The sequence below is a fragment of the Bifidobacterium sp. 2450 genome (assembly GCF_041900695.1).
In the GTDB taxonomy this organism is placed as follows: Bacteria; Actinomycetota; Actinomycetes; order Actinomycetales; family Bifidobacteriaceae; genus Bifidobacterium; species Bifidobacterium longum.
In genome coordinates, this window is sequence record NZ_JBHEEA010000005.1 from 32,535 (window position 1) to 53,812 (window position 21,278).

Sequence of the window (21,278 nt, forward strand, 5' to 3'; positions counted from 1 at the left end):
CACCTCAAGATACGGGGAGAGATACGCCTTGGGCGAAAAACGGAACAGCGGCGAATGTCGGTTATTCTGGATTTTGGTCCATCTCGGGCCGCGTCGATGCGTCGGCCCGCGAGGAATCAGCGCTCGCGCCTCACCTTCGAGGCGGCGAACACGAGGAGCGGCAGAGCGGCGAACGCATAGTTCTCGCATTGGATGTACAGGTATGCGACCAGGACGAGCCAGCAGATGACGGTCTTGTGCCAAACGCCGGATTCGCCCGAACCCGCGCCGGCAACGCCATCACCACTATTACCCCCCCCCGGCAACATCAGCAACGTCGGCAACGTCGGTGACACAAACACCGTGCGCCAGCCCGTCGGACGATGCGCCATCCGCACCGCCACGGCATACCGTCCTCCCGCGCGTCATGCAGACCATCGAGGCTCCGACCAGCATGGCCAGCCCGATCAGCCCGTATTCGGCGATGACGCTGGTATACGCGCACATCGTCCACACCGTGTCCGCGTTCACGCCGGCCGCGAATCCCGTAGCCGCGCCGCCGTTCATGCCAAGATCGTCCAGCAGCCGTCCGGCTTTGGCCGCGCCGGCCCACACCGCATTGATGATGTTGCCCGCGCCATAACCGGTGAGCAGCGTCCGCGGATGGGTGAGCAATCCGCATATCGGATCGAGGCTTTGGTAGATCCGCGCGAAGAACGAGCCGTCTCCCTCGGCCCCGTTCTCCGCGATGGCGGAGAGTCTGGAATCCGCCAGCACACCCAGCAGGCCCAGTGCGCATGCGCCGAGAATCTGCAGCATGCCCCGGACGCGGCGTGCGCCGTCATGCCAATCGGTGCGCGCCACAAGGGCGATCAGCAACGCCACGACGGAATCGATGACGATTCTGGTGCCGGCTTGCATGAGCACCGCGCCGACGGCATACGTGACGATGAGGTCACGCAGCCGTTTGGCGTAGATGCGGTCGCGCCCGCGCATGAGCCACATGAGCGGAAGCAGTATGCCGAACAGGTGCATGCCGATATAGCTGGGCTCGGCGAACAGGAACTGCGGACGGCCGCCGCCCCACACCGAGTTGTCGCTGATGTATTGCCGGTACATGAGGTGCGCGAAATAGTCGGTCAACGGTTTGGCGTGCAGACGGATGGCCAGCCATTGCACGACGCCCACTCCGAAGGAAACCCAGTATGATGCGATGAGAATCCGCAATGGCGTACGCCACGGAATGCGTTTGATGTCGAACGCAAGGGCGATCGCACCCAAAGTGGCGAGCACGCCCAGCAATCCGGTGATGCTCATGAACGCGGCGTTGAGGTGGATGCCGAACTTCAGCCATCCCGGGATGGACAGGATTATGCAGGCCACCGGTAGGAGGAACATTGGCAGGTACCGGTTGGCTGCGATGCGCAGTTGCCGCCAATTGCATAGGCAGTACACGGCGAACAACGCCGGACTGATTGGCGACCAGAACGGCGCGTACAGGCCGAGCGTGGTGCCGTCCACCGGAAGAAAAGCGATGGCCAGCAACAGCCAAATGACGTTGCTTTCCTGCGATGTCAGAAATCGCAGGAACGACCGGTATTGCGCCCGGCTTTGATGGTTGCCCGCGTCGATGGTGTCGTTGCGTACGCATGCCTGGTTCATGTGATTCTCTCTCCCCGTCAACCTTACTCGTTCATCATGATGCGCGGTCGGGGCATGCTTTCCCGCTAAAAGTGCAATGGTCCGAACATTGACAAGGTCGCACCGAATGCCCCCATCATTGGCACATTGTGCGATCTCGTCGCGGCTGGCTGACGAAATAATGTTGGCCGACCGGTTACATTGGTTCGGTACAGTGGCGGCATTATTGGCCACTGAATCAAGCGATTTGCGGCAGAACGACGAAAACAACACTTGGGCGAAAAGAGGCAGGCATGACTACGAATCGACCGCTCATTGCGGTGACTCCGCTGATGGATTACGGGCGCGATAGTCTGTGGATGCTGCCCGGATATATGGAGGCGATAATGCGGGCCGGCGGTACGCCCGTCATGTTGCCGCTGACCGATGACGCCGACATTCTTGCGCAATGCGCCGAACGGTTTGACGCGTTTCTGTTTACGGGCGGGCCGGATGTGGGACCGATGGTTGGTGCAGCGGCCTCCGCCACCGGCCGTAGCGAGGTGCTCTCTCCTGAGCGCGACCGAATGGAATCGATTCTGCTGCCAGCTGTAATGGCTTGGGACAAGCCGATTCTGGGCATCTGCCGTGGCATTCAGTTCATCAATGCAGCGCTGCGCGGCACGTTGTGGCAGGATCTGCCAAGCCAGCATCCGAGCGATATCGAACACCATATGAATCCGCCGTACGATGCGTTCGGACATAACGTTTCCTTGGTGCCCGGCACTCCCCTGGCTTCATTGTTCGCGGGGCAGACTGAGATTGCGGTGAATAGCTATCACCATCAGGCGGTTCGTGAGCCTGCTGCTGGACTCGAGGTCATGGCCGTCGCGCCCGACGGCGTGATCGAGGCCCTGTGGCGGCCGGCAAGCCACTTCCTATGGGCCGTGCAGTGGCATCCCGAGTTTCTCTACAAGGTAGATCCACGCTCGCAGGCGATTTTTGATGCGTTTGTGGGGAGTTGCCGATAACAGCAAAAGGGGCTGCTCCGGTTTCCCGGAACAGCCCCTTTTTCAGCGGTAGCAGTCAGCAGACTGATTTAGTCATCGGTGCTGGCTTGCCAGCGCTGATTGGCGCGTGCGGAGACCGCCGTCCGAAGGCGAAGGCGTACGAAGGTACGTCGAACCTAAGGAAAGGCGGTATACGCTCCGCCAATCAGTGCTGGTTGTTGAGACGGTGGTACATCTCGGACAGCTCCAGTTCCTTCTCGAACTGGCGAGCGGTGGTGTTCTCGTCGATGACGGCGAGCTCAACACCGGCGATGCGTGCGAAGTCTTCCCAAGCCTCACGACCAACGGAGGTGGTCATGCAGGTGTGGTGAGAACCACCGGCGGTGATCCAGCACTCAACAGCGGTCTTCAGGCTCGGCTTCGGCTCCCAGACGGCGCGGGCGCACGGAAGCTCCTTGAGGGAGCCCTGCGGCTCAACGACGTCGACGACGTCCATGAGCAGGCGGAAGCGTTCGCGAACGTCGGACATGGAGACCACGACGGCGTCCTTGGCGGGCTTGCCGGAGAAGACCAGACGGACCGGGTCGGCCTTGCCGCCGATGCCCAGCGGGTGGATCTCCAGCTTCGGCTTGGCGATGGTGCCGATGGACGGGGAAACCTCGAGCATGTGGGAGCCCATGTCGAGCTCGTCGCCCTCGGTGAAGTTGTAGGAGTAGTCCTCCATGAGGGAGGCGCCACCCTCAAGGCCGTAGCCCATGACGGCGCCGATGCGCACGAGGACGGCGGTCTTCCAGTCGCCTTCAGCGGAGAAGCCCCAGCCGTACTCGGACGGGAAGCGCTGCGGGCCAACGCCCGGCAGCTGCGGCAGAGCGCCGAGGTCCTCGAAGTTGTCGACGCCGGCGGTGCAGCCGTTGGCGCGCATCATGTTGACCATCGCGGCCTCTTCCTTGGCGGCGATGAACAGGGAGTCGTACTTGGCGTCCAGCAGAGCCGGGTCGACGTCGTACTTGGCCTTGTAGTCCTCGATGATCTCCTTGACCTGGTCGTCCTTGACGGCGTCGTACGCAGCGACGAGCTCGTTGACGGCCCAAGTGTTGATGGAGGCGCCGAACACGCGCTCGGCCTCGGTCTTATCGCCCTCGGTGACGGCGACGTTACGCATGTTGTCGCCCCAGCGCATGACCTTCATGTTGTTGGAGGCATCCCAGCCGGCGCAGGCGCGGGCCCAGGTGCCGACCTTCTCGGCGACCTCAGGATCGGTGTAGTGGCCGACGACAACCTTGCGCTTGATGCCGAGGCGGGAGACGATGTAACCGAACTCACGGTCGCCGTGGGCGGCCTGGTTCAGGTTCATGAAGTCCATGTCGATGGTCTCCCACGGGATTTCCTTGTGGTGCTGGGTGGCCAGCTGCAGCAGCGGCTTGGTCAGCACTTCGAGGCCGCGAATCCACATCTTGGCCGGGGAGAAGGTGTGGCACCAGGTGATGACGCCGATGACGTTCGGGTTGGCGGAAGCCTCGACCATGAACTCCTTGACACCGTCGGAAGACTTCAGGGTGGGCTTGAGGACGATCTTGGCCGGAATCTTGCCGGTGTTGTTCAGGTAGTCGACCATTTCAGCGGAGTGAATGGCGACCTGACGCAGGGCTTCTTCGCCGTACAGGTCCTGCGAACCAACGCCGAACCAGATTTCCTTGCCCTCGAAGGGGTTTTCCATAACCATAGGGTTACTTCCTTTACTTCTTTGTTTATGAGGTTTGTATTTAAGTTTCATTCGTCGACTGAGGCTCCCCTCAGTCAGCTATCGCTGACAGCTCCCCTCAGAGAGGGGAGCCAAGACACCACCGTGCTGGCGGAGTCAGCGCTGATTTGATGTGTGTGTCCGCAAGGCGCGGAAGGCGAAGGCGTACGAAGGTACGTCGAGCCTTCCGTAACGCGGCGGACACTCCATCAAATCAGTGCTGACCGTAGACGTTCTGGTAGCGGTCGTTGAGCTTATCGATGTCGGCCTGGTCGATCTCGATGATGTCACCGAGCTGACGGGCGGCCCACATGGTGTGAGCGACTTCCTCGGTCATGGCAGCGGCCTTGACGGCGCCTTCAGCATCCTTGCCGATGGTGAAGGGGCCGTGGTTCTGCATGAGGACGGCCGGGGACTTCGGGTACTTCTTGAGGGTCTCGACGACACCCTCGCCGATCGCCTCGGAGCCGATCAGACGGAACGGGCCGACCGGCACCGGGCCGCCGAACTCGTCGCCCATCATCGTCAGGCCGCACGGGATGTTCTGACCAGTGGCAGCCCAAGCGGTGGCGTAGGTGGAGTGGGTGTGCACGACACCGTAGACGTCGGGCATGTTGCGGTAGATGTAGGCGTGGGAAGCGGTGTCCGAGGACGGGGCTTCGGCACCGTCGACCACGTTGCCGTCGAGGTCGCACACGACCATGGAGGACGGGGTCAGGTACTCGTAGCGCAGGCCGGAGGGCTTGATGACGAACAGGTCGGCGGTGTGCAGACGCTGGGAAACGTTGCCCGCGGTCCACACGACCAGGTTCCACTTGATCAGCTGCTGGTGCAGGTCGGAGACGACCTCACGAACCTGCTTGACCTCGGCGCGAACCTCGGGGCCGTAATCAGCCAAAGTTGCCATTATTGGTTTCCCTTTCTACTGTGACGGATGGACGTTTTTTTCAAAATCTCAAGGACCTCCCTCAATAGAGGGAGGTCAGAAAGGCTTACTTATCTTCGAGGTTGATGGTTTCGATGGCGGCGTGCTCGATGGGCAGGCCCTTGGTGAAGCGGGCAAAGAAGTCCTCGAAACCAACCACATCGGAAGCCACCGGCTTCTCAGTGGTGGACTGGGCGTCCTTGAACACGCAACCGTCAAGGAAGTCAGCGAGGTTGCTGTGATCCTCGTTGGTGTTCCACAGGTAGTTGGCGAGCACGGCCATACCCCAGGCGCCACCTTCGGCGGCGGTGGACATGACCTTGATCGGGGTGTTGAAGGCAGCGGCGAGAATCTTCTGAGCCACCTTCGGAGTGGTGAAGATGCCGCCGTGGCCCACGAGAGAGTCGACCTGCACGCGCTCCTGCTTGGTCATCACGTCCATGCCGATCTTGACCGGGGAGAACGCGGAGAACAGCTGGGCGCGCATGAAGTTGCCGAGGGTCATGTTGGCTTCGGGGCTGCGGGCGAACAGCGGGCGACCTTCAGGCAGACCGGCCAGGAATTCGCCGGAACGGAACGGGTAGTTCAGCAGGCCGCCACAGTTGGCGTCCACGTCGTCGGCGATGGCCGCGCGGAACAGGGTGCCGTACAGCATACCGGCGTCAACCGGCTGGCCGATGGCCTTGGCGAACTGGCCGAACAGGCCGACCCAAGCGTTGAGGTCGGAGGTGAAGTTGTTGGCGTGGCTCATACCGGCCAGATCGCCGGCCGGGGTGGTGACCAAGTCAACCTCAGGGTGGAGGGCCTTGAGCTTGTGCTCCAGAACCACCATGGCGAAGATGGAGGTGCCGGCGGAGACGTTACCAGTGCGTACGCGCACGGAGTTGGTGGCTACCATGCCAGTACCGGCGTCGCCCTCAGGCGGGGCGAGCACGATGCCGGGCTTCAGGGTACCGGACGGATCGAGCAGCTTGGCGCCTTCCTCGGTCAGCTCGCCAGCCGGAGTGCCGGCCACGAGCGGCTCAGGAAGCAGATTCTCCAGCTTCCACGGCTGGGCTGCGACCTCAGGCAGAGCGTCGAACTTCTCGATGAATGCGGTTTCGTAAGTGTGAGTGGTCGGGTCAATCGGGAACATGCCGGAGGCATCGCCCACGCCGAGGACCTTCTTACCGGTGAGCTTCCAGTGCACGTAACCGGCGAGTGTGGTGAAGTAAGCCACCTTGGAGACGTGCTCTTCCTTGTTGAGCACGGCCTGGTACAGGTGAGCGATGGACCAACGCTCGGGGATGTTGTACTGGAACAGCTCGGAGAGCTTCTTGTGAGCCTCGGAGGTGTTGGTGTTCTGCCAGGTGCGGAACGGCACCAGCAGTTCGCCGGCCTCGTCGAATGCGAGGTAACCGTGCATCATGGCGGAGAAGCCGATGTGGCCGATGTGCGTGAGCTTCTCGCCATAGGCGGTTTCGACGTCGTTGGCCATGGAGGCGTAAGCGGACTGCAAACCGCCCCAAATCTCCTCGGTGGTGTAGCTCCACAGACCATCCTCCAAGTGGGAGGCCCAGCTGTAGTCGCCGGAGGCGATGGTCTGGAAGTTGTCGTCGATGAGGACGGCCTTGATGCGGGTGGAGCCGAATTCGATGCCCAGCGTGGTCTTGCCAGCGCGAATCTTCTCGGCGCTGTGGGCGACCTGCTCGGCCGCGTTGTCGGTTGCTGCCATATCTTTCCTTTGCCTTGGAGCGCCGGCGTTGTTATCCCCTTCCTTGGAGAGGATGTTAGCGCTCACAATTTCCAAAAAACATTGTACCGATAACCTGCATTCGACACAACTTATACCGTGTCACGCATCATAATGGTTTGATAACAGCGCCAATTTACCGCCGAGGAGCCGGCCCCAAGGACCGCCGAACACGCACCTCGGCGGGAATCAGCCCCATGCCGTGCTGGGTGGTCAGGAAGGTCGGCTCGCCGCCCTCCCCCAGCAAGCGCAGCGTCTCGCGCATGGCGGCCACGCCGAGCCCCTCGAAATCGGGATGCACGGTGGTCAGCGGTGGGTACATGTTATCCACGCCAGACATGTCGTCGAATCCGACCACGCTGATGTCTTGCGGAATCCGAAGCCCATGCTCATGCAACGCGCGCATGATGCCAACGGCCTGATTGTCGTTCGCGGCGACGACCGCGGTGGGCAACGCCGCGCCTCGACGCCCATACTCATCAATGAGATGATTCATGTGCGCATATGCCTCAGAGGCATCCCACGTATGGCAGCGCACGATCTGCGAATCGATGGATCGGGAGGCGGCGAGCTTGCGCCACGCATCCAGTCGGGTGTGGGCGTCGCGCCATTCGTTGGGACCGGCAAAATACAGAGCCGATTTGTGCCCGTATTCGCCCAGCAAGGCCACCACTTTGGCCATTGCACCCCACTGGTCGATACCGACCAGTGCAGTGCGACGCTTGTTTTCGGTGGAGATAAGGCCCAATCCCTCACGCACGGTCATTTGGCCGTGGGTGGCGGTGACGATGACGCGCGGCTGAGTGACTCGCGTACGGCAGGCGGCGGCGAACATCACGTCGGTCGGGGTCAGGAAGATGAAGGCGTCGACGTTCTGCTCGTTGAAGGTGTCGCACAGGTTGTCGAAGTCGGCCTGCGTGCACAAGGCCTCGTGGACCATCATCACGCTCATGAACAGACCGTGTTCGCGGGCCATGGATTCGATGGAGGAGATGGAGGAAATCGGGCCGAAGAATTTGAGGCCTCCGGCGATCAGCCCTATGGTGCGCGAACGGCGGGAAGCCAGTGCGCGCGCGGAGTTGGAGGGGCGGTAGCCGAGTTGGTCAATGGCGGCCTGGACTCGCGCACGGGTGGCGTCGGAAACGTCCGGCGAGTCATTGATCACACGGGAGACGGTTTGGTGGCTGACTCCGGCGAGCTTGGCCACTTCGAACATGGACGGACGTTTGCTTGGCTTGCGGCTGGTCACCATATTGCCTAACCTCCCCGTTGGCGGCCGGCATCCATGCACGGCCAGTCTTGTACCTTAATCAATACTGACTTTAGCGCGTCCACAACAGTTTTGCGTTAGCGCTCACACCGTCGTGTCGCACGCGGCTCAGGTCAGGTGCCATGAGACACGATGAAGCGGAGTCGGCCCGTGCTCGGCGATGGCGGTACGGTGTGCGGCGGAACCATAGCCCTTGTTATGAGCCCATTCGTAGGCGGCGTAACGTGAGTTGCTTTGCGCGAGGTCGACCATCAGCCGGTCTCGGGTCACTTTGGCGATGACCGCCGCGGTGGCGACGGTGGCGCAATGCTGGTCGCCTTTGACTTTGGTCGTTATATCGGCTGGAATCGGCACGTCCGGCGCGTCGAACGTGTTGAGCGCCTTGGTGATGTAATCGCTCGGCCCGTCGAGAATTCCGGCGACTTTGGGCAGGGCGCGAACGCTTCCCCCACAATTTCCAATGGATTCCCCTACGGAGCCTCCCGGACGACCTTCCACAATCTCCCCCGCAGACTCCCTCGAAGCCTTTTTTATCGTCGATTCCCCTCCAAGCCGTAAGCCAAGTTCGCGTTCGACTTGGCTGAGCGCGCGCAGGGCGGCCACGCCAAGCGCGTAGGTGATGCCCCATTCGTCGATCTCGGTGTTGCTGGCCTGGCCTACGGCGTAGGCCGCGCACCAGTCGCGCAGTTCGTCGAAAATCGCCTCGCGCCTATGTTCGGTGAGCATTTTGGAGTCGGCCACGCCGTCCGGTACGCCGAGGTAGGTCCGCCCGGACAGTTCGGCGGAATCATCGCCGTCAAGCGGCGCCAGATCACGGGCCCAAATGGCGGCGCACCCGACCATCACCGGGCCGGCGAGCGCGCCGCGGCCGACTTCATCGAATCCAGTAATAAGGTCATAGCCCTGGGCCGCAAGGCTGCGTTCCAAGTCAAGTGTCGGGGTAATCATGCGCGGCTCCCATCGTCCACAATGGTTAGGATTCAGACGGTCCAGGTTCAAATGGCTCAGGATTCAGACGGTCCGGAACTCAACCAGTTCAAAGACTCACACGGTTCAAAAAAGACTCAGGAATTCGAGCCGGAAGCGTCAGGCACGTCCTTGAAGACTTCGTGGTGGTCATCAATCGCACCAAGCCGGTCAAGCGGCCAGTATTTCGCGATTCCGACTCCGACCACATCGGAGATGGGAACCAAGCCGCGATCGCCGTCATCCTGATGATAGCGGGAGTCGGCGGAATTGGCGCGATTGTCGCCCATGACGAACACGTGGCCCTCGGTCACGGTTACCGAGAACGGGAAGGCGCTCGGGTCCACGCCGGGGCGAATGTAGGAGGTCTCATTGATGGCCACGCCGTTGATGGTCACCGGCTGGCCCGCGCCCTTGCATTCGACCACGTCACCGGGCAGGCCGATCAGTCGCTTGATAAGGTAACCACCACCGGGAGCGCTGCTCTGCTCCTCGTTCAACCAGTTGTTGGGATCTTTGAATACCACGACGTCGCCGCGCTGCAGATCGAAGATCTTGGGAGTCAGCTTGCTGGTGACCACGCGATCGCCGGGCACCATGGTGTCCATCATCGAGCGCGAAGGAATCTCATAAAAGCCGACGGCGAAAATGCGAATCAGCAGCACGATAAGCACGGGGACGCCGCACCACAGGAAAAAGTCGCGTAGGGTGAAGTGGTCATCATCCATCGATGATGCTGCCGCGGCATTCGCACCAGCGGCCGCACCCGCGCCAGCGGAAGAAGCGGCGTGCGCCGGGCGCGCCGGTGCCGGGGGAACCGGGGACAGGGCGATGCCGTGGTCGGCGACTTGGAACGTACGGGAATCGCGGGCATCGGCCTCGTCATCATACGAGGTCTGATTGCTCTCCGGATTGTCGGAAATCGGGAATTCGGCGTTATCCTGATCGTCCTGCATACCATCTCCTCGCGATTCATGCTGCCGGATATGAGGGGTGCCGGCGCCCGTCCATCATACGTGGAAAACACGAAAACAGCCCGAAACCGAAACGGTTCCGGGCTGAATTTCACGGTTTATTCGCGCACCTGCATCATCAGGCTCACGATTGCACCCGCGAATCGACTCACTTAGCGGAGTTGTCGCGGCGCTCGGCAATACGAGCGGCCTTACCGCGCAGAGCGCGCAGGTAGTACAGCTTGGCGCGGCGCACACGGCCCTTACGCACGAGCTTGATGGAGTCGATGGACGGGGAGTGCACCGGGAAGCGACGCTCCACACCAGTGCCGAAGCTGATCTTGCGGACCACGAAGGTCTCACGCACGCCAGCGCCCTTACGAGCGATCACCACGCCGGTGAAGGTCTGGATACGGGAGTTGTTGCCTTCCTGGATCTTCACGTTCACGTCGACGGTGTCGCCGGGACGGAAGGCCGGGATTTCCTCGGCCGGCTTCATGTGCTTGGCGTCAAAAGCCTCAACAGCGTTAACCATTGTTTTCCTTCAGTGCTGCCGCATATCAGCCACAGATCTGGGGCCATCCACGCGATTGCGTATCACGTGCGTTGGCCTGTTCTCGTTATCCCTCGGGTTTGCCCTTGGGAAGCCTGCCGATCCGCCGAAAGTCAGGCCTTGCGGCCGTTCGGACTGGACCCACGGAAACGCGGGCTTATGCGGCGGCCCACTTCTCGACACAGCAATCGTCAATTGTACGGATTATTGCGGACAGAATGGCTGCCGGATGGCATTCCAACACCAAGGCACTGCGACGTAGTTGACAGACCTGCGGGCGGGCTTTATCTTGGGAGCGTCGGTATGCGAGGCTACCGCAGGGATATGGGTTGCTGCCGCTAACAGTGGAGACACTGCACGCAGGTCAGCAGTTCTTGTCGGATCAAGGCATGAACTAACGCAATTCCACCGCCCTGCGATGCTGAAGCTTGAACGATGGCTCGAATCGGCGGATTCGAATACCTTCCGCCCCTCCTGCTGGTCGCATGGATACCGACGATGGTATTGATTTAGCGTTTCAGCGCACGGCTTGAAGGAGGTGAGAGTCCGATGGACGGTGATTATTCCAGTAGTTCCGCCGCCGGCAACAGTCATAGTTGCGGTGGTGATGACCATGCTTTCTTATATTCCGTTATCCGGAAGTCGGGCTCTCGCCTGTAGTGTTCCTTGGCTCCCCGGATAACCCTTGCATAATTCGTCTTTCCTATGCATAGGGAGGTCTTTTCATGACCATGTTTTCATTCAATCGCGTCGACGCGCGTCCAAATGCGTCGACGCGCAACCCTTCCACCGCCGCGTCCGACCGCCAGCCATTCGCCGTGCGTCTGGCCTCCGACGTACTGGTCGTGGCCGGTATTCTGGCGCTGTTCGGTCTGATCGCTTGGATTCTGCCGGCGATCGGCGAACCGATCGGCCCGAAAGGCGTGCCATCACAAGTCAGTACGAATCTCGCCGACCTGCCGTATTACGCGCTGCGCTCGGTGTTCCGCATGTTCGTGGCACTGTTCTTCTCATTGGTGTTCACGTTCATCTACGGCACGGCGGCCGCGCGCTGCCGCCGCCTGAGCCGCGTGCTGATTCCTCTGTTGGATATTCTGCAGTCGGTACCGATTCTGGGCTTTCTTTCGGCCACCATCACCATCTGGATGGTGCTGTTCCCCGGCTCGATGCTGGGCGTGGAGGCCGCGTCGATTTTCGCAATCTTCACCAGTCAGGCCTGGAACATGGCGTTCTCGTTCACCCGGTCCCTGACCAGCGAACCAACTGAACTCGACGAGGCGGCCCGCTCACTACAGCTCACACGCTGGCAACGATTCTGGACACTGGACGTGCCGAACGCGATGATTCCGCTGCTGTGGAACTGCATGATGAGCGTGGGCGGCGGATGGTTCTTCCTGACCGCCTCCGAGATGATCTCGGTGAACAATCGCACCTATGCGTTGCCCGGCATCGGCAGCTTCGTGGCACAGGCGGCGGCCGAGGAGAATCTCGCGGCCATCTGCTGGGCCATCGTGACGATGGTGCTGGTGGTGCTGCTTATCGACGTACTGCTGTGGAAGCCGCTGACCGCGTGGGCGGAGAAGTTCCGCATTACGCAAAGCGAGTCGGCGGCGCGCAAGACCAGTGTGGTGCTGACCATCATTCGTCAGTCACATATCGATGAGATGGTGGCTTGGCTGTTCAGGCCTCTCGGCGACCTGTTCGACACGCTGACCCGCCCGTTGGGTCGGACCGGTGGACGTTGGGCGGCGGACGTGAAGTCCGCACGCAGCCGCGCGCTTGACGTGGTATTCACAGTACTGGTGTTGGCAGCGTGTGCGTTCGGACTGGTGCAGCTTATGCTGGTGATTCATCGCGATGCGGGATTCGGCGAGCTCGGGCAGGCGTTCGTGTTGGGCATGGTGACGTTCCTGCGCGTGGCGCTGCTCACGCTCGCCTGCTCGGTGATTTGGGTGCCGATTGGCGCGATGATCGGCATGAATCCGCGCGTTTCGCGGTTTATGCAGCCGATTGTGCAGGTGCTGGCCAGCTTCCCCTCGAACTTCACGTTCCCGTTCGTCACGCTCTGGTTCGTGGCATGCAGCGTGGATATCAACTGGGGCAGTATTCTGCTGATGGCGTTGGGCACACAGTGGTACATCCTGTTCAATGTGATCGCCGGGGCCAGCCAGATTCCCGACGATCTGCGTGAGATGACGCGCAGCTTCCAGCTGGGGCGCTGGCAGCGGTGGCGCGATTTGATTTTGCCGGCGGTATTCGGCTCGTGGGTCACGGGCGGCATTACGGCGGCCGGTGGGGCGTGGAATGCCTCAATTGTCTCGGAAATCGTAAGTTATGGGCGACATACGCTGACCGCCTCCGGCTTGGGCGCGTATATCGCCGAGGCCACCGAAAACGGCAACACCGTGAGGACCATCATCGGCGTGGCCGTGATGAGCGTGTTCGTGGTGGCCGTCAACCGCCTGTTCTGGAACCCGCTGCAGCGCATGGCCGAGCGCCGTTTCACACTGAACTAAAGACTTAAGGAGAATAATATGACTGTTGCAATGGAAACCATTCGTTCGCTGCGGGCGGTGACCCCGCAGAACACCATCATCGAAGCCCAGCACGTCGGCCAACGCTTCACGGCCGACAACGGCACCGAACTCACCGTGTTGGACAACATCTCGTTCAACCTGTACGAGGGCGAGATCGTGGCCATTCTGGGCCGTTCGGGTGCCGGCAAGTCCACATTCCTGCGTGCGCTGGCCGGACTGGTCAAGCCGACCAGCGGCACGGTCAAGTATCGCGGCGAGGCCCTGACCGGTCCGAATCCCGGCATCGCACTCGTGTTCCAGACCTTCGCGCTGATGCCGTGGCTCACCGTGCAAGACAATGTGGAACTCGGTCTGAAGGCGCGCGGCGTACCACGTGCGGAACGCACCAAACTGGCTCTGGATGCCATCGACATGATCGGCCTGGACGGCTTCGAATCGGCGTATCCGAAGGAACTGTCTGGCGGCATGAGGCAGCGCGTGGGCATTGCACGCGCCTTGGTGCTGCGGCCGGACGCGCTGTTCATGGATGAGCCGTTCTCCGCCCTAGACGTGCTGACCGCCGAAAACCTGCGTCAGGAAGTGCTCAAGCTGTGGTCGAGCGAACAGCGCAGCATCAAGTCGGTGCTTATGGTCACGCATAACATCGAGGAAGCCGTGGAGATGGCCGACCGAGTGGTGGTGTTGGGCTCGCACCCGGGGCATCTGATTGCCGATGTGCGGGTTGATCTGCAGCGCCCGCGCGACCGTCACAGTGTCGAATTCGAGGCGATGGTGGACCGACTGTACGCGATTTTGACCGGACAGGCCTCGCAGCCTACGCAACAAGCCGAGGCTCTATCGCCATCGGCATCGCTCACGAACGCACCTGTCACGGACGCATCAGACCTTCAGCCCGCCAAGACCATCGAGAGAATCAAGGAGCATCCGCTGCCCAACGCCACGCCGGGCGGGCTTGCCGGTCTGCTGGATGTGGTTGCCGAGCATCCTCACGGCATCGACTTGGCAGATTTGGCCTCGGCTCTTTCGTTCGAGGTGGACGACCTGTTCCCGCTGGTGGATGCCGGTACGATGCTGCGCGTCATCGTGGTACGCGACGGCCATGTGCAGATCACCGAGGCGGGCGACGCCTGGCATAAGGCGGACATTCTGCGCGCCAAGCAGGTGTTCGCCTCACTGGCGATGGAACACGCGCCGCTGGTGCGCAACATTGAGCATGCACTGCGGAAATCTGCGGAAGGCAAGCTCCGCGGCGAGCTCATGCTGGACCTGCTGCGCGCCCGTTACTCCAACGACGAGGCGCATCAGCAGTTCGCCATCGCCGTGGAGTGGGGCCGTTACGGCGAGTTGTTCGATTACGATGCCGATGACGATCTGCTGAGCCTGGATGAGGCGAATAAGGGCGAATAAGCGAATCAGCCACGTGAGTTGGCTAGATAGTGCCTTTATGTCTGCAAACAGATGCCGAAGCGGAATATGACCATGTTCGACTCATCTGACTGACAGCAATCCGTATATGCAAAGTGCCCGGCATCCGAAGATGTCGGGCACTAGTCGTGAGAGAGACTCCCTCAGTCAGCTACACTGACAGCTCCTCTCACCCGAGGGGAGCCAGAGGAACGAATCAGAACTCGCGCCGTGAATGGTCGCCAGACCATTCACCAGACAGCACAGCTGCGGTCGCGCGAATCACGAATTCTGACCGAGCAAAGCGAATCAGAATTCGCGACGTGGGCAGTCGCTAGACTGCCCACCAAACAGCACAGCTGCGGTCGCAAGAACCGTGAGTTCTGATGAAGCGCAGCGAAATCAGAACTCACGGTTCTTGCGGTAGAACTTGATCAGGCTCTGGGTGGAGGCGTCCTGGGCGGCGAGGGCGTCGTCGTCCTGGGAGATGGCCGGAGTGATCTGCTTGGCAAGCTGCTTGCCGAGCTCGACGCCCCACTGGTCGTAGGAGTCGAGGCCCCAGACGGTGCCTTCCACGAAGGTGATGTGCTCGTACAGGGCGATGAGCTCGCCGACTGCGAACGGGGTCAGAGCCACACCGAAGATGGAGGTGGTCGGACGGTTGCCGGAGAACACGCGGGCCGGAACGATCTCTTCCGGAGTACCCTCGGCGCGAACTTCGTCAGCGGTCTTGCCGAATGCCAGAGCCTTGGTCTGAGCGAAGTAGTTGCCCAGGAACAGCTCGTGCACGTCCTGGTCGCCGTCCTTGGTCGGGTTCGGGGTGTTGACGAACGCGATGAAGTCGGCCGGAATGAGCTGGGTGCCCTGGTGAATCAGCTGGTAGAAGGCGTGCTGGCCGTTGGTGCCGGGCTCGCCCCAGAAGATCTCGCCGGTCTCGGTGGTGACGGGGGTGCCGTCCCAACGCACGGACTTGCCGTTGGACTCCATGGTCAGCTGCTGCAGGTAGGCCGGGAAGCGGTGCAGGTACTGGTCGTACGGCAGCACGGCGTGGGAAGCAACCTTGAAGAAGTTGCGGTACCAGACGTTCAGCATACCGAGCAGCACCACGACGTTCTTCTCGAACGGGGTGTTGGCGAAGTACTCATCGATCTCGTGGAAACCGTGCAGGAACTCCTCGAAACGAGCCGGGCCGAAGACTACGGCCAGGGAGGTGCCGACGGCGGAGTCAACGGAGTAACGGCCGCCGACCCAGTTCCAGAAGCCGAACGCGTTGTTCGGGTCGATGCCGAACTCCTCGACCTTCTCCAGGTTGGTGGAGACGGCGACGAAGTGCTTCTTGATGGCCTCGGCCTTCTGAGCCTCGTCGCCCTCGGCGATGGCGCCGTTGGCGGTGAGCTCTTCGAGCAGCCAGGTGCGGGCTTCGCGAGCGTTGGTCAGGGTCTCCAGAGTGGTGAAGGTCTTGGAGACGATGATGAACAGGGTGGTCTCCGGGTCGAGGCCCTTGGTCTTCTCGGCCAGGTCGTTCGGGTCGATGTTGGAGATGTAGCGGGCGGAGATGCCGGCGTCAGCGTACGGCTTCAGGGCTTCGTACACCATGACGGGGCCCAGGTCGGAGCCACCGATGCCGATGTTGACCACGGTCTCGATCTTGCGGCCGGTCACACCGGTCCACTTGCCGGAACGCACGTCGTCAGCGAAAGCGTAGATCTTGTCGAGGGTTTCGCGCACGTCCTTGACGGTGTCCTGACCGTCAACGATGTACTTGCCCTCGTCTTCGACCGGGCGGCGCAGCGCGGTGTGCAGCACGGCGCGGTCTTCGGTGTTGTTGATGTGCACGCCGGTGTACATAGCCTTGGTGCGCTCATCGAGCTTGACGGCCTTGGCAAGGTTGGCGAACAGCTGGAGGGTTTCCGGCTTGATCAGGTTCTTGGACAGATCGAAGTGCAGGTCGCCGGCGTCGAAGGACAGCTTCTCGACGCGCTCGGCGTCCTCGGCGAACCACTTCTTGAGGCTCAAGCCTTCGGCCTGAAGCTCGTCATAGTGCTTCTGCAGGGCAGCCCACTCAGGGGTCTGGGTGGCGTCAACGGGCGGATTGATGGCCATAGGATTCCATTCCTTTCATCAGTGACTGGAGCGCCTTCGCTCACGGCTCGGATGCGCTCCGTATCACCAAACAGAATACTCACAAATTCGGACATGAACAGAACAAAAAATCAGTCAGCGATGTCGGACTGCCATCGTTTGCATTATCGAACAGTTCGTGGCGCGGTGCAACCGTCATCTTCAACCGAGCGGTCGCGACACAACCGCCAACCCACCGATTGGACTTTTCACGGGGATGTCTTATACTTGACTTCTTGTGCGCGGCTGGCGAAATGCCTTCCGCGAACCAAGCCACTTTAGCTCAGTCGGTAGAGCGGCTCACTCGTAATGAGCAGGTCGTCAGTTCGATTCTGACAAGTGGCTCGGATGCCCTAGGCTGGCTGGTCTGTAATGGCTATCCGGCCTAGGGTTTTGTATATCTTCCACACCTGTGGAAACGCGGATATGCACGCGCGAGTGGCGGAATTGGTAGACGCGCAGGATTTAGGTTCCTGTGTCTTTGACGTGTGGGTTCAAGTCCCATCTCGCGCACCGGCTTGAGCCTCCTGGAAACATTGGATCGCCAACGATTCCGGGAGGCTCTTCGTATATGCGCACGGCAGCTGTAAGCCCTTGCGGACGCCTCTACATATGGCAATGCCAAGGCGGCAAATATAATGGGCCACAGCATTGTGGGTCTGAGCCTGTGCGCCGTGAGCCTGTGTGAGTCAAGGAGAGAAGTGTATGTCCGCCATTCTTACGCCGGTCGGTCTGTTGCTGATCATTCTCGCCGGCTATCTGTTCAAGCGGTTCGGCCTGTTCGGGCAGAAGGATTATCGCGTGTTGCAAACCGCGGAATTCAACATCGTGCTACCCGGTGCCATCGTATACTCGTTCGCCACCAATCCGCATGACATCTCGCTGCTGCTTATTTCGGTATTCGTATTCCTGTTTGCTTTTATCCCGATCGTGTTCATCTTTCTGGCCACCCGCAAGCGCAATGTGACCGACCGCGCCTTCCTGATGCTCAATGGCGCCGGCTTCAATCTCGGCTGTTTTTCTTTCCCGGTCGTCCAGTCATTCTGGGGTGCGGGCGCGGTGGTGCCGGCTGCGATGTTCGATATCGGCAACTGCGTGATGGTGGCTGCCGGCACCAATGTGCTCACCCAGCAACTGCTGCATATTCAGCCCGGCAAAACACTTGCCGAACAACACGCCGGTTCGGTTCCCACCTTGCCGTACGAAAAGCCCAAAGATCGCGACGCCAAACGGCTTGCCCGCCGCGCATTGCTGCGCACCATCGGCAAGAGCTTCTTCGGCTCGGTGCCGTTCGACACGTATCTGCTCATGATCGCGTTGACCGTCGCCAACGTGAAGATTCCCGATTGGATCGCCTCTATAACCCAGCCGTTGAGCGGTGCCAACGCGCTGGTGTCGATGCTGATGGTGGGCATGCTCATGGATTTGCCCCAGTCCAAGCATGATGTGAAGGAAGTCATGGCCGTCATCGCTTGGCGTATACCGTTCAGTGTCGCCTTCGCGTTGATCTCGTGGTTCCTGCTGCCGTTCTCGGCTTCGATTCGCGCCGTGATGGTGATCTGCGCGTTGGCTCCAATCGCCATTTTCTCCACGCTGTTCACCGACAAAGTACTCGGCAACGCCAAACTGGCCGGCTTCTCGCTGGCAATCACCGCGATGATTTCACTGGTGATGATGGCTGTGGCTCACACGCTGATGGGCGTGTGAGCAAATGCGCGAGTAGGCACACGGCGGGCGCACGGTCAGGCGAGACGCAGCCCACATAGGTTCGTCCCCCGACCGCCAGTTGCTACCGGTGCAGCAGCTTGTGCGCCAGATTGCTCACGCCGAAGCGGAACTTGTCCACCGGCAACGTGAATTTGCCTACCATCTGCTCGACGTAGCCGTTGAAGCCCTGCTTGAATTCCAACACGCCGCGGCCCTCGTCGTTCGGATCGTCGAACACGCCGGAAATGCCGTAGAAGTTGTAGCGGGGCACGCCCTTCTCCACACACAGATGCAGCATCGCTTCGTACTGAATCAGCGCCGAGGCGTAGAACGGCTTGTACTCCTCCAACGAACCGGAATACTGATAGACCACCTCATTGGGGTGACTGACGAACATTGAAGCCGCTGCCGGCAGCACATCGCCCTTCTTGGCATATCCCTCCACCTCAGCCAGACGCTTGTCGGCGGCCGCGAGATTGCGCGATTCCTCCCCCAGCTGACGTTCGATGCGCGTGGTCGGACGTTCATCGTATTTCGCCTGCAGCTGTGCGACCTTAGCCTGCAACGCCTCGCGCTTGGCGGTCATATCCGCCACATATTCGGCGATGTGGATTTCCGCGAGCATGAAATGCGCATCCGCGCCATACGCCTGCTTGAACTGGCGGAAATAGTCCGCGCCGCGCGTCGCGAACCCGCGGCGTTCACCGGTCCGCCGTTCGATATCGGCGAACACGTCGAACTCGTCGGGGCCGATTTCGCGAACGTGCACGCCCATCGACTGCGCCCGCTTGACGCTCCATTGAGCGCGTTTGCCGAATGATGCCAGCAGTTCCTTGCCGTTGGTGATGCCGGTGAGATCCTTGACGTACATCCACTGGCAGACCACGTCATAACCGGTATGGAATCCGCCATGCGCCCAGCCGGCATCGGCGAATCCGGCCAGCAGTGCATCGTTCGGCTCGCCGTCGGGCTGCCCGTCCGAGGAATACAGACGGTAGGCGACGTTAGGCCAGCATGCCACGGAAACAGCATGGTGGCGACGGGCCGATTCACGAATCGCCTCGGTTATGGCCCGCAGCAGAGCCGGATCATCGCTAATGCCGATGGGGCCGAAATATACGGAGCCATCTGCACCGAAACGACCATTGAGGTACAGAATCACGCAGCCGGCTACCAGATTGCCGGATGCGTCGCACACGCCAACGCATTCGGCTTCATGCCCACGAATCTTGGCAAGACGGACCTGCCCGGACCATTGCTGAAAGCTGCCCTGGCTTGTGGCTTCGGAAAGCCGGTCGAGCTCTTCGGGCGTAATCACGCCAAACGTATACGTCGTATCTGTTCGATTCGCAGTCGCGCTCATCTCGTCGTCACCTGTGCCTTGTTTCTGTGTCCGTGCTCGCCACTGTTTGTCAGCGATGCAGCAGCTTGTGTGCGGCTTCGGATACACCGAAGCGCAGTCCGTCCACCGGCAGCGTGAACTTGCCCGGAAGCTCTTCCACGAATCCGCCGAAGCGAGTCTTGAACTGCCAGACGCCGTAGGAAGGATCGTTGGCGTCGAAAATGCCGGAAATGCCGTAGAAGTTGAAGCGCTCCACGCCACGGGCGATGCAGTCAAGCATCGCCTCGAAGTGGATTAGGGAAGACGGGTAGTAATCCATGAAACGATCGTCCTCGCCGCTGGACAGGCAGACGACCTCGTTCGGATGCCAGAAGTAGACACCGGCTTCCACCGGAATGACCGGGCCGTCCGAGGCGATGATGCCGTTGACTTCGCCGATGGTCTTTTCCAGCGCCGCAATCTTCTTGTCTGCGGTGGCGATGCGCTTTTCCAGCGTTGCCGGGTCGGAGGCACCCTTCTTGGCCGTGCCTTCCGGCTGCTGTTGCGCGCGCTGGAGCAGGCGTTCGAGGTTGCGCTTGTCTTTGGAGGCCGCATTCAGCTTGGATTGCAGGGTGTCCAGATATTCGTCGAAATGGGTTTCGACCACCTTGAACTCGATCAGGTCGCCGAAGGTATCGAACAGACGCTCATAGTAGGCCAGATTGCGGCTCTTGAAGCCTTGACGTGCGGCGCTCATATCGCACAGCTTGACGAAAGTGCTCAGTTCGCCGCGTTCCAGTCGGCGCACGCGCAGACCGGAATCCTGGGCGATGCGGATGTTCTTACGGCGGTACTTGGAGAACGAGGCCATCAGTTCCTTCTCGTTATGAATGCCGTCAAGCCCCTTGACGAAGTTCCAGCGGTTCACCACGGATTCGTAGCCCACGGTGAAGCCGCCATGTTTCCAACCGAAGCGGGCCATGTTGTCCATCATCGTGGTGTCCGGGTCGCTGGTCGGCTTGCCGTCCAGATCGTGCAGACGGTAGACTGCGGCCGGCCAGCAGGATACGCTGATGGCGTGATGGGCCTTGGCCGAACGACGCAGGGCTTCGGTCATCGCCTCAACCACCTGTGGATTGTCATAATCGCACAGCGGTCCGCACCAGACCGAGCCTTCCAAACCGAAACGGGACCGCGTGTACACCACGTAGCAGGCGGCAATCAGCTTGTCACCGCGTTTGACACCCACATAGTCCACCGGACCGTTGAACGCTCCCATGGCGGCCATCTGCGAGGTCTGCTGGAAACTACCTTGCACTTGAGCTGCGGAGAACGCATCCAGCTCGGCAGGAGTGATCTTGGTAGGGGTGAGTGAGGCGACGCCTGCATCGGATTGCGTCATAATCGAACCTTCTTACTTGTCGTTACTCTGATCGTTG

General features: G+C 60.8%; 14 protein-coding genes, 2 tRNA genes, 1 pseudogene and 1 riboswitch. Of the genes and pseudogenes, 6 read left to right on the forward strand and 11 right to left on the reverse strand.

The window, feature by feature from the left end; all coding sequences use genetic code 11:
* Positions 1–61: 61 nt before the first annotated feature.
* A pseudogene (locus tag ACEUKI_RS03455) lies at positions 62–1,641 on the reverse strand (hypothetical protein).
* A gap of 272 nt (positions 1,642–1,913) precedes the next feature.
* Here ACEUKI_RS03455 and ACEUKI_RS03460 point away from each other — a divergent pair.
* Positions 1,914–2,630: a gamma-glutamyl-gamma-aminobutyrate hydrolase family protein gene (locus ACEUKI_RS03460; protein WP_115770131.1), complete on the forward strand. Its 717-nt coding sequence runs from the start codon at positions 1,914–1,916 to the stop codon at positions 2,628–2,630.
* A 184-nt stretch (positions 2,631–2,814) separates the two neighbouring features.
* Here the strand turns inward: ACEUKI_RS03460 and araA are convergent, their stop codons facing one another.
* The 7 genes from araA to rplS form a co-directional block, all read right to left on the reverse strand.
* Positions 2,815–4,332: an L-arabinose isomerase gene (gene araA / locus ACEUKI_RS03465; RefSeq protein ID WP_207122107.1), complete on the reverse strand. Its 1,518-nt coding sequence runs from the start codon at positions 4,330–4,332 to the stop codon at positions 2,815–2,817.
* A 232-nt stretch (positions 4,333–4,564) separates the two neighbouring features.
* Positions 4,565–5,257, reverse strand: coding sequence for an L-ribulose-5-phosphate 4-epimerase (locus tag ACEUKI_RS03470; protein WP_080785379.1), 693 nt, complete (start codon positions 5,255–5,257; stop codon positions 4,565–4,567).
* A gap of 85 nt (positions 5,258–5,342) precedes the next feature.
* Positions 5,343–6,989, reverse strand: coding sequence for a xylulokinase (locus ACEUKI_RS03475; protein ID WP_374156500.1), 1,647 nt, complete (start codon positions 6,987–6,989; stop codon positions 5,343–5,345).
* 154 nt (positions 6,990–7,143) lie between these two features.
* A complete protein-coding gene (locus tag ACEUKI_RS03480; protein ID WP_374156501.1) occupies positions 7,144–8,259 on the reverse strand; it encodes a LacI family DNA-binding transcriptional regulator in 1,116 nt (371 codons plus the stop codon).
* 126 nt (positions 8,260–8,385) lie between these two features.
* Complete coding sequence (locus ACEUKI_RS03485) at positions 8,386–9,225, reverse strand: ribonuclease HII (RefSeq protein ID WP_374156502.1); 840 nt, start codon at positions 9,223–9,225, stop codon at positions 8,386–8,388.
* A gap of 116 nt (positions 9,226–9,341) precedes the next feature.
* Complete coding sequence (lepB, locus tag ACEUKI_RS03490) at positions 9,342–10,199, reverse strand: signal peptidase I (RefSeq protein ID WP_080785383.1); 858 nt, start codon at positions 10,197–10,199, stop codon at positions 9,342–9,344.
* Positions 10,200–10,365: 166 nt separating this feature from the next.
* Entirely contained in the window at positions 10,366–10,731 is a 366-nt protein-coding gene (gene rplS / locus ACEUKI_RS03495) for a 50S ribosomal protein L19 (RefSeq protein WP_007051394.1), read from the reverse strand.
* A 308-nt stretch (positions 10,732–11,039) separates the two neighbouring features.
* A riboswitch (M-box (ykoK) riboswitch) is annotated at positions 11,040–11,196 on the forward strand.
* Positions 11,197–11,474: 278 nt separating this feature from the next.
* On the opposite strand from rplS, the gene ACEUKI_RS03500 reads away from it, so the two are divergent.
* Together ACEUKI_RS03500 and ACEUKI_RS03505 are read left to right on the forward strand one after the other, a co-directional pair.
* Positions 11,475–13,265: an ABC transporter permease subunit gene (locus ACEUKI_RS03500; RefSeq protein ID WP_080785384.1), complete on the forward strand. Its 1,791-nt coding sequence runs from the start codon at positions 11,475–11,477 to the stop codon at positions 13,263–13,265.
* Between the two features lie 18 nt (positions 13,266–13,283).
* Positions 13,284–14,693 (forward strand): nitrate/sulfonate/bicarbonate ABC transporter ATP-binding protein, encoded by a 1,410-nt coding sequence (locus tag ACEUKI_RS03505; RefSeq protein ID WP_080785385.1) that lies wholly within the window; start codon positions 13,284–13,286, stop codon positions 14,691–14,693.
* A 399-nt stretch (positions 14,694–15,092) separates the two neighbouring features.
* Here the strand turns inward: ACEUKI_RS03505 and pgi are convergent, their stop codons facing one another.
* The gene (gene pgi, locus ACEUKI_RS03510; protein WP_374156503.1) at positions 15,093–16,793 is read right to left on the reverse strand and encodes a glucose-6-phosphate isomerase; all 1,701 of its coding nucleotides are present in this window, start codon (positions 16,791–16,793) and stop codon (positions 15,093–15,095) included.
* A 290-nt stretch (positions 16,794–17,083) separates the two neighbouring features.
* On the opposite strand from pgi, the gene ACEUKI_RS03515 reads away from it, so the two are divergent.
* The 3 genes from ACEUKI_RS03515 to ACEUKI_RS03525 all read left to right on the forward strand — a co-directional run bounded on the left by ACEUKI_RS03515 (position 17,084) and on the right by ACEUKI_RS03525 (position 18,518).
* Positions 17,084–17,156 (forward strand) — tRNA-Thr (locus ACEUKI_RS03515).
* A gap of 87 nt (positions 17,157–17,243) precedes the next feature.
* Positions 17,244–17,324, forward strand: a tRNA-Leu gene (locus tag ACEUKI_RS03520).
* A gap of 192 nt (positions 17,325–17,516) precedes the next feature.
* Positions 17,517–18,518, forward strand: coding sequence for an AEC family transporter (locus ACEUKI_RS03525; protein WP_374156504.1), 1,002 nt, complete (start codon positions 17,517–17,519; stop codon positions 18,516–18,518).
* Positions 18,519–18,600: 82 nt separating this feature from the next.
* On the opposite strand, the gene ACEUKI_RS03530 is transcribed toward ACEUKI_RS03525, so the two are convergent.
* Positions 18,601–19,881 (reverse strand): aminoacyltransferase, encoded by a 1,281-nt coding sequence (locus ACEUKI_RS03530; protein ID WP_374156505.1) that lies wholly within the window; start codon positions 19,879–19,881, stop codon positions 18,601–18,603.
* Between the two features lie 49 nt (positions 19,882–19,930).
* A complete protein-coding gene (locus ACEUKI_RS03535; RefSeq protein WP_374156506.1) occupies positions 19,931–21,241 on the reverse strand; it encodes an aminoacyltransferase in 1,311 nt (436 codons plus the stop codon).
* Positions 21,242–21,278: the final 37 nt, after the last annotated feature.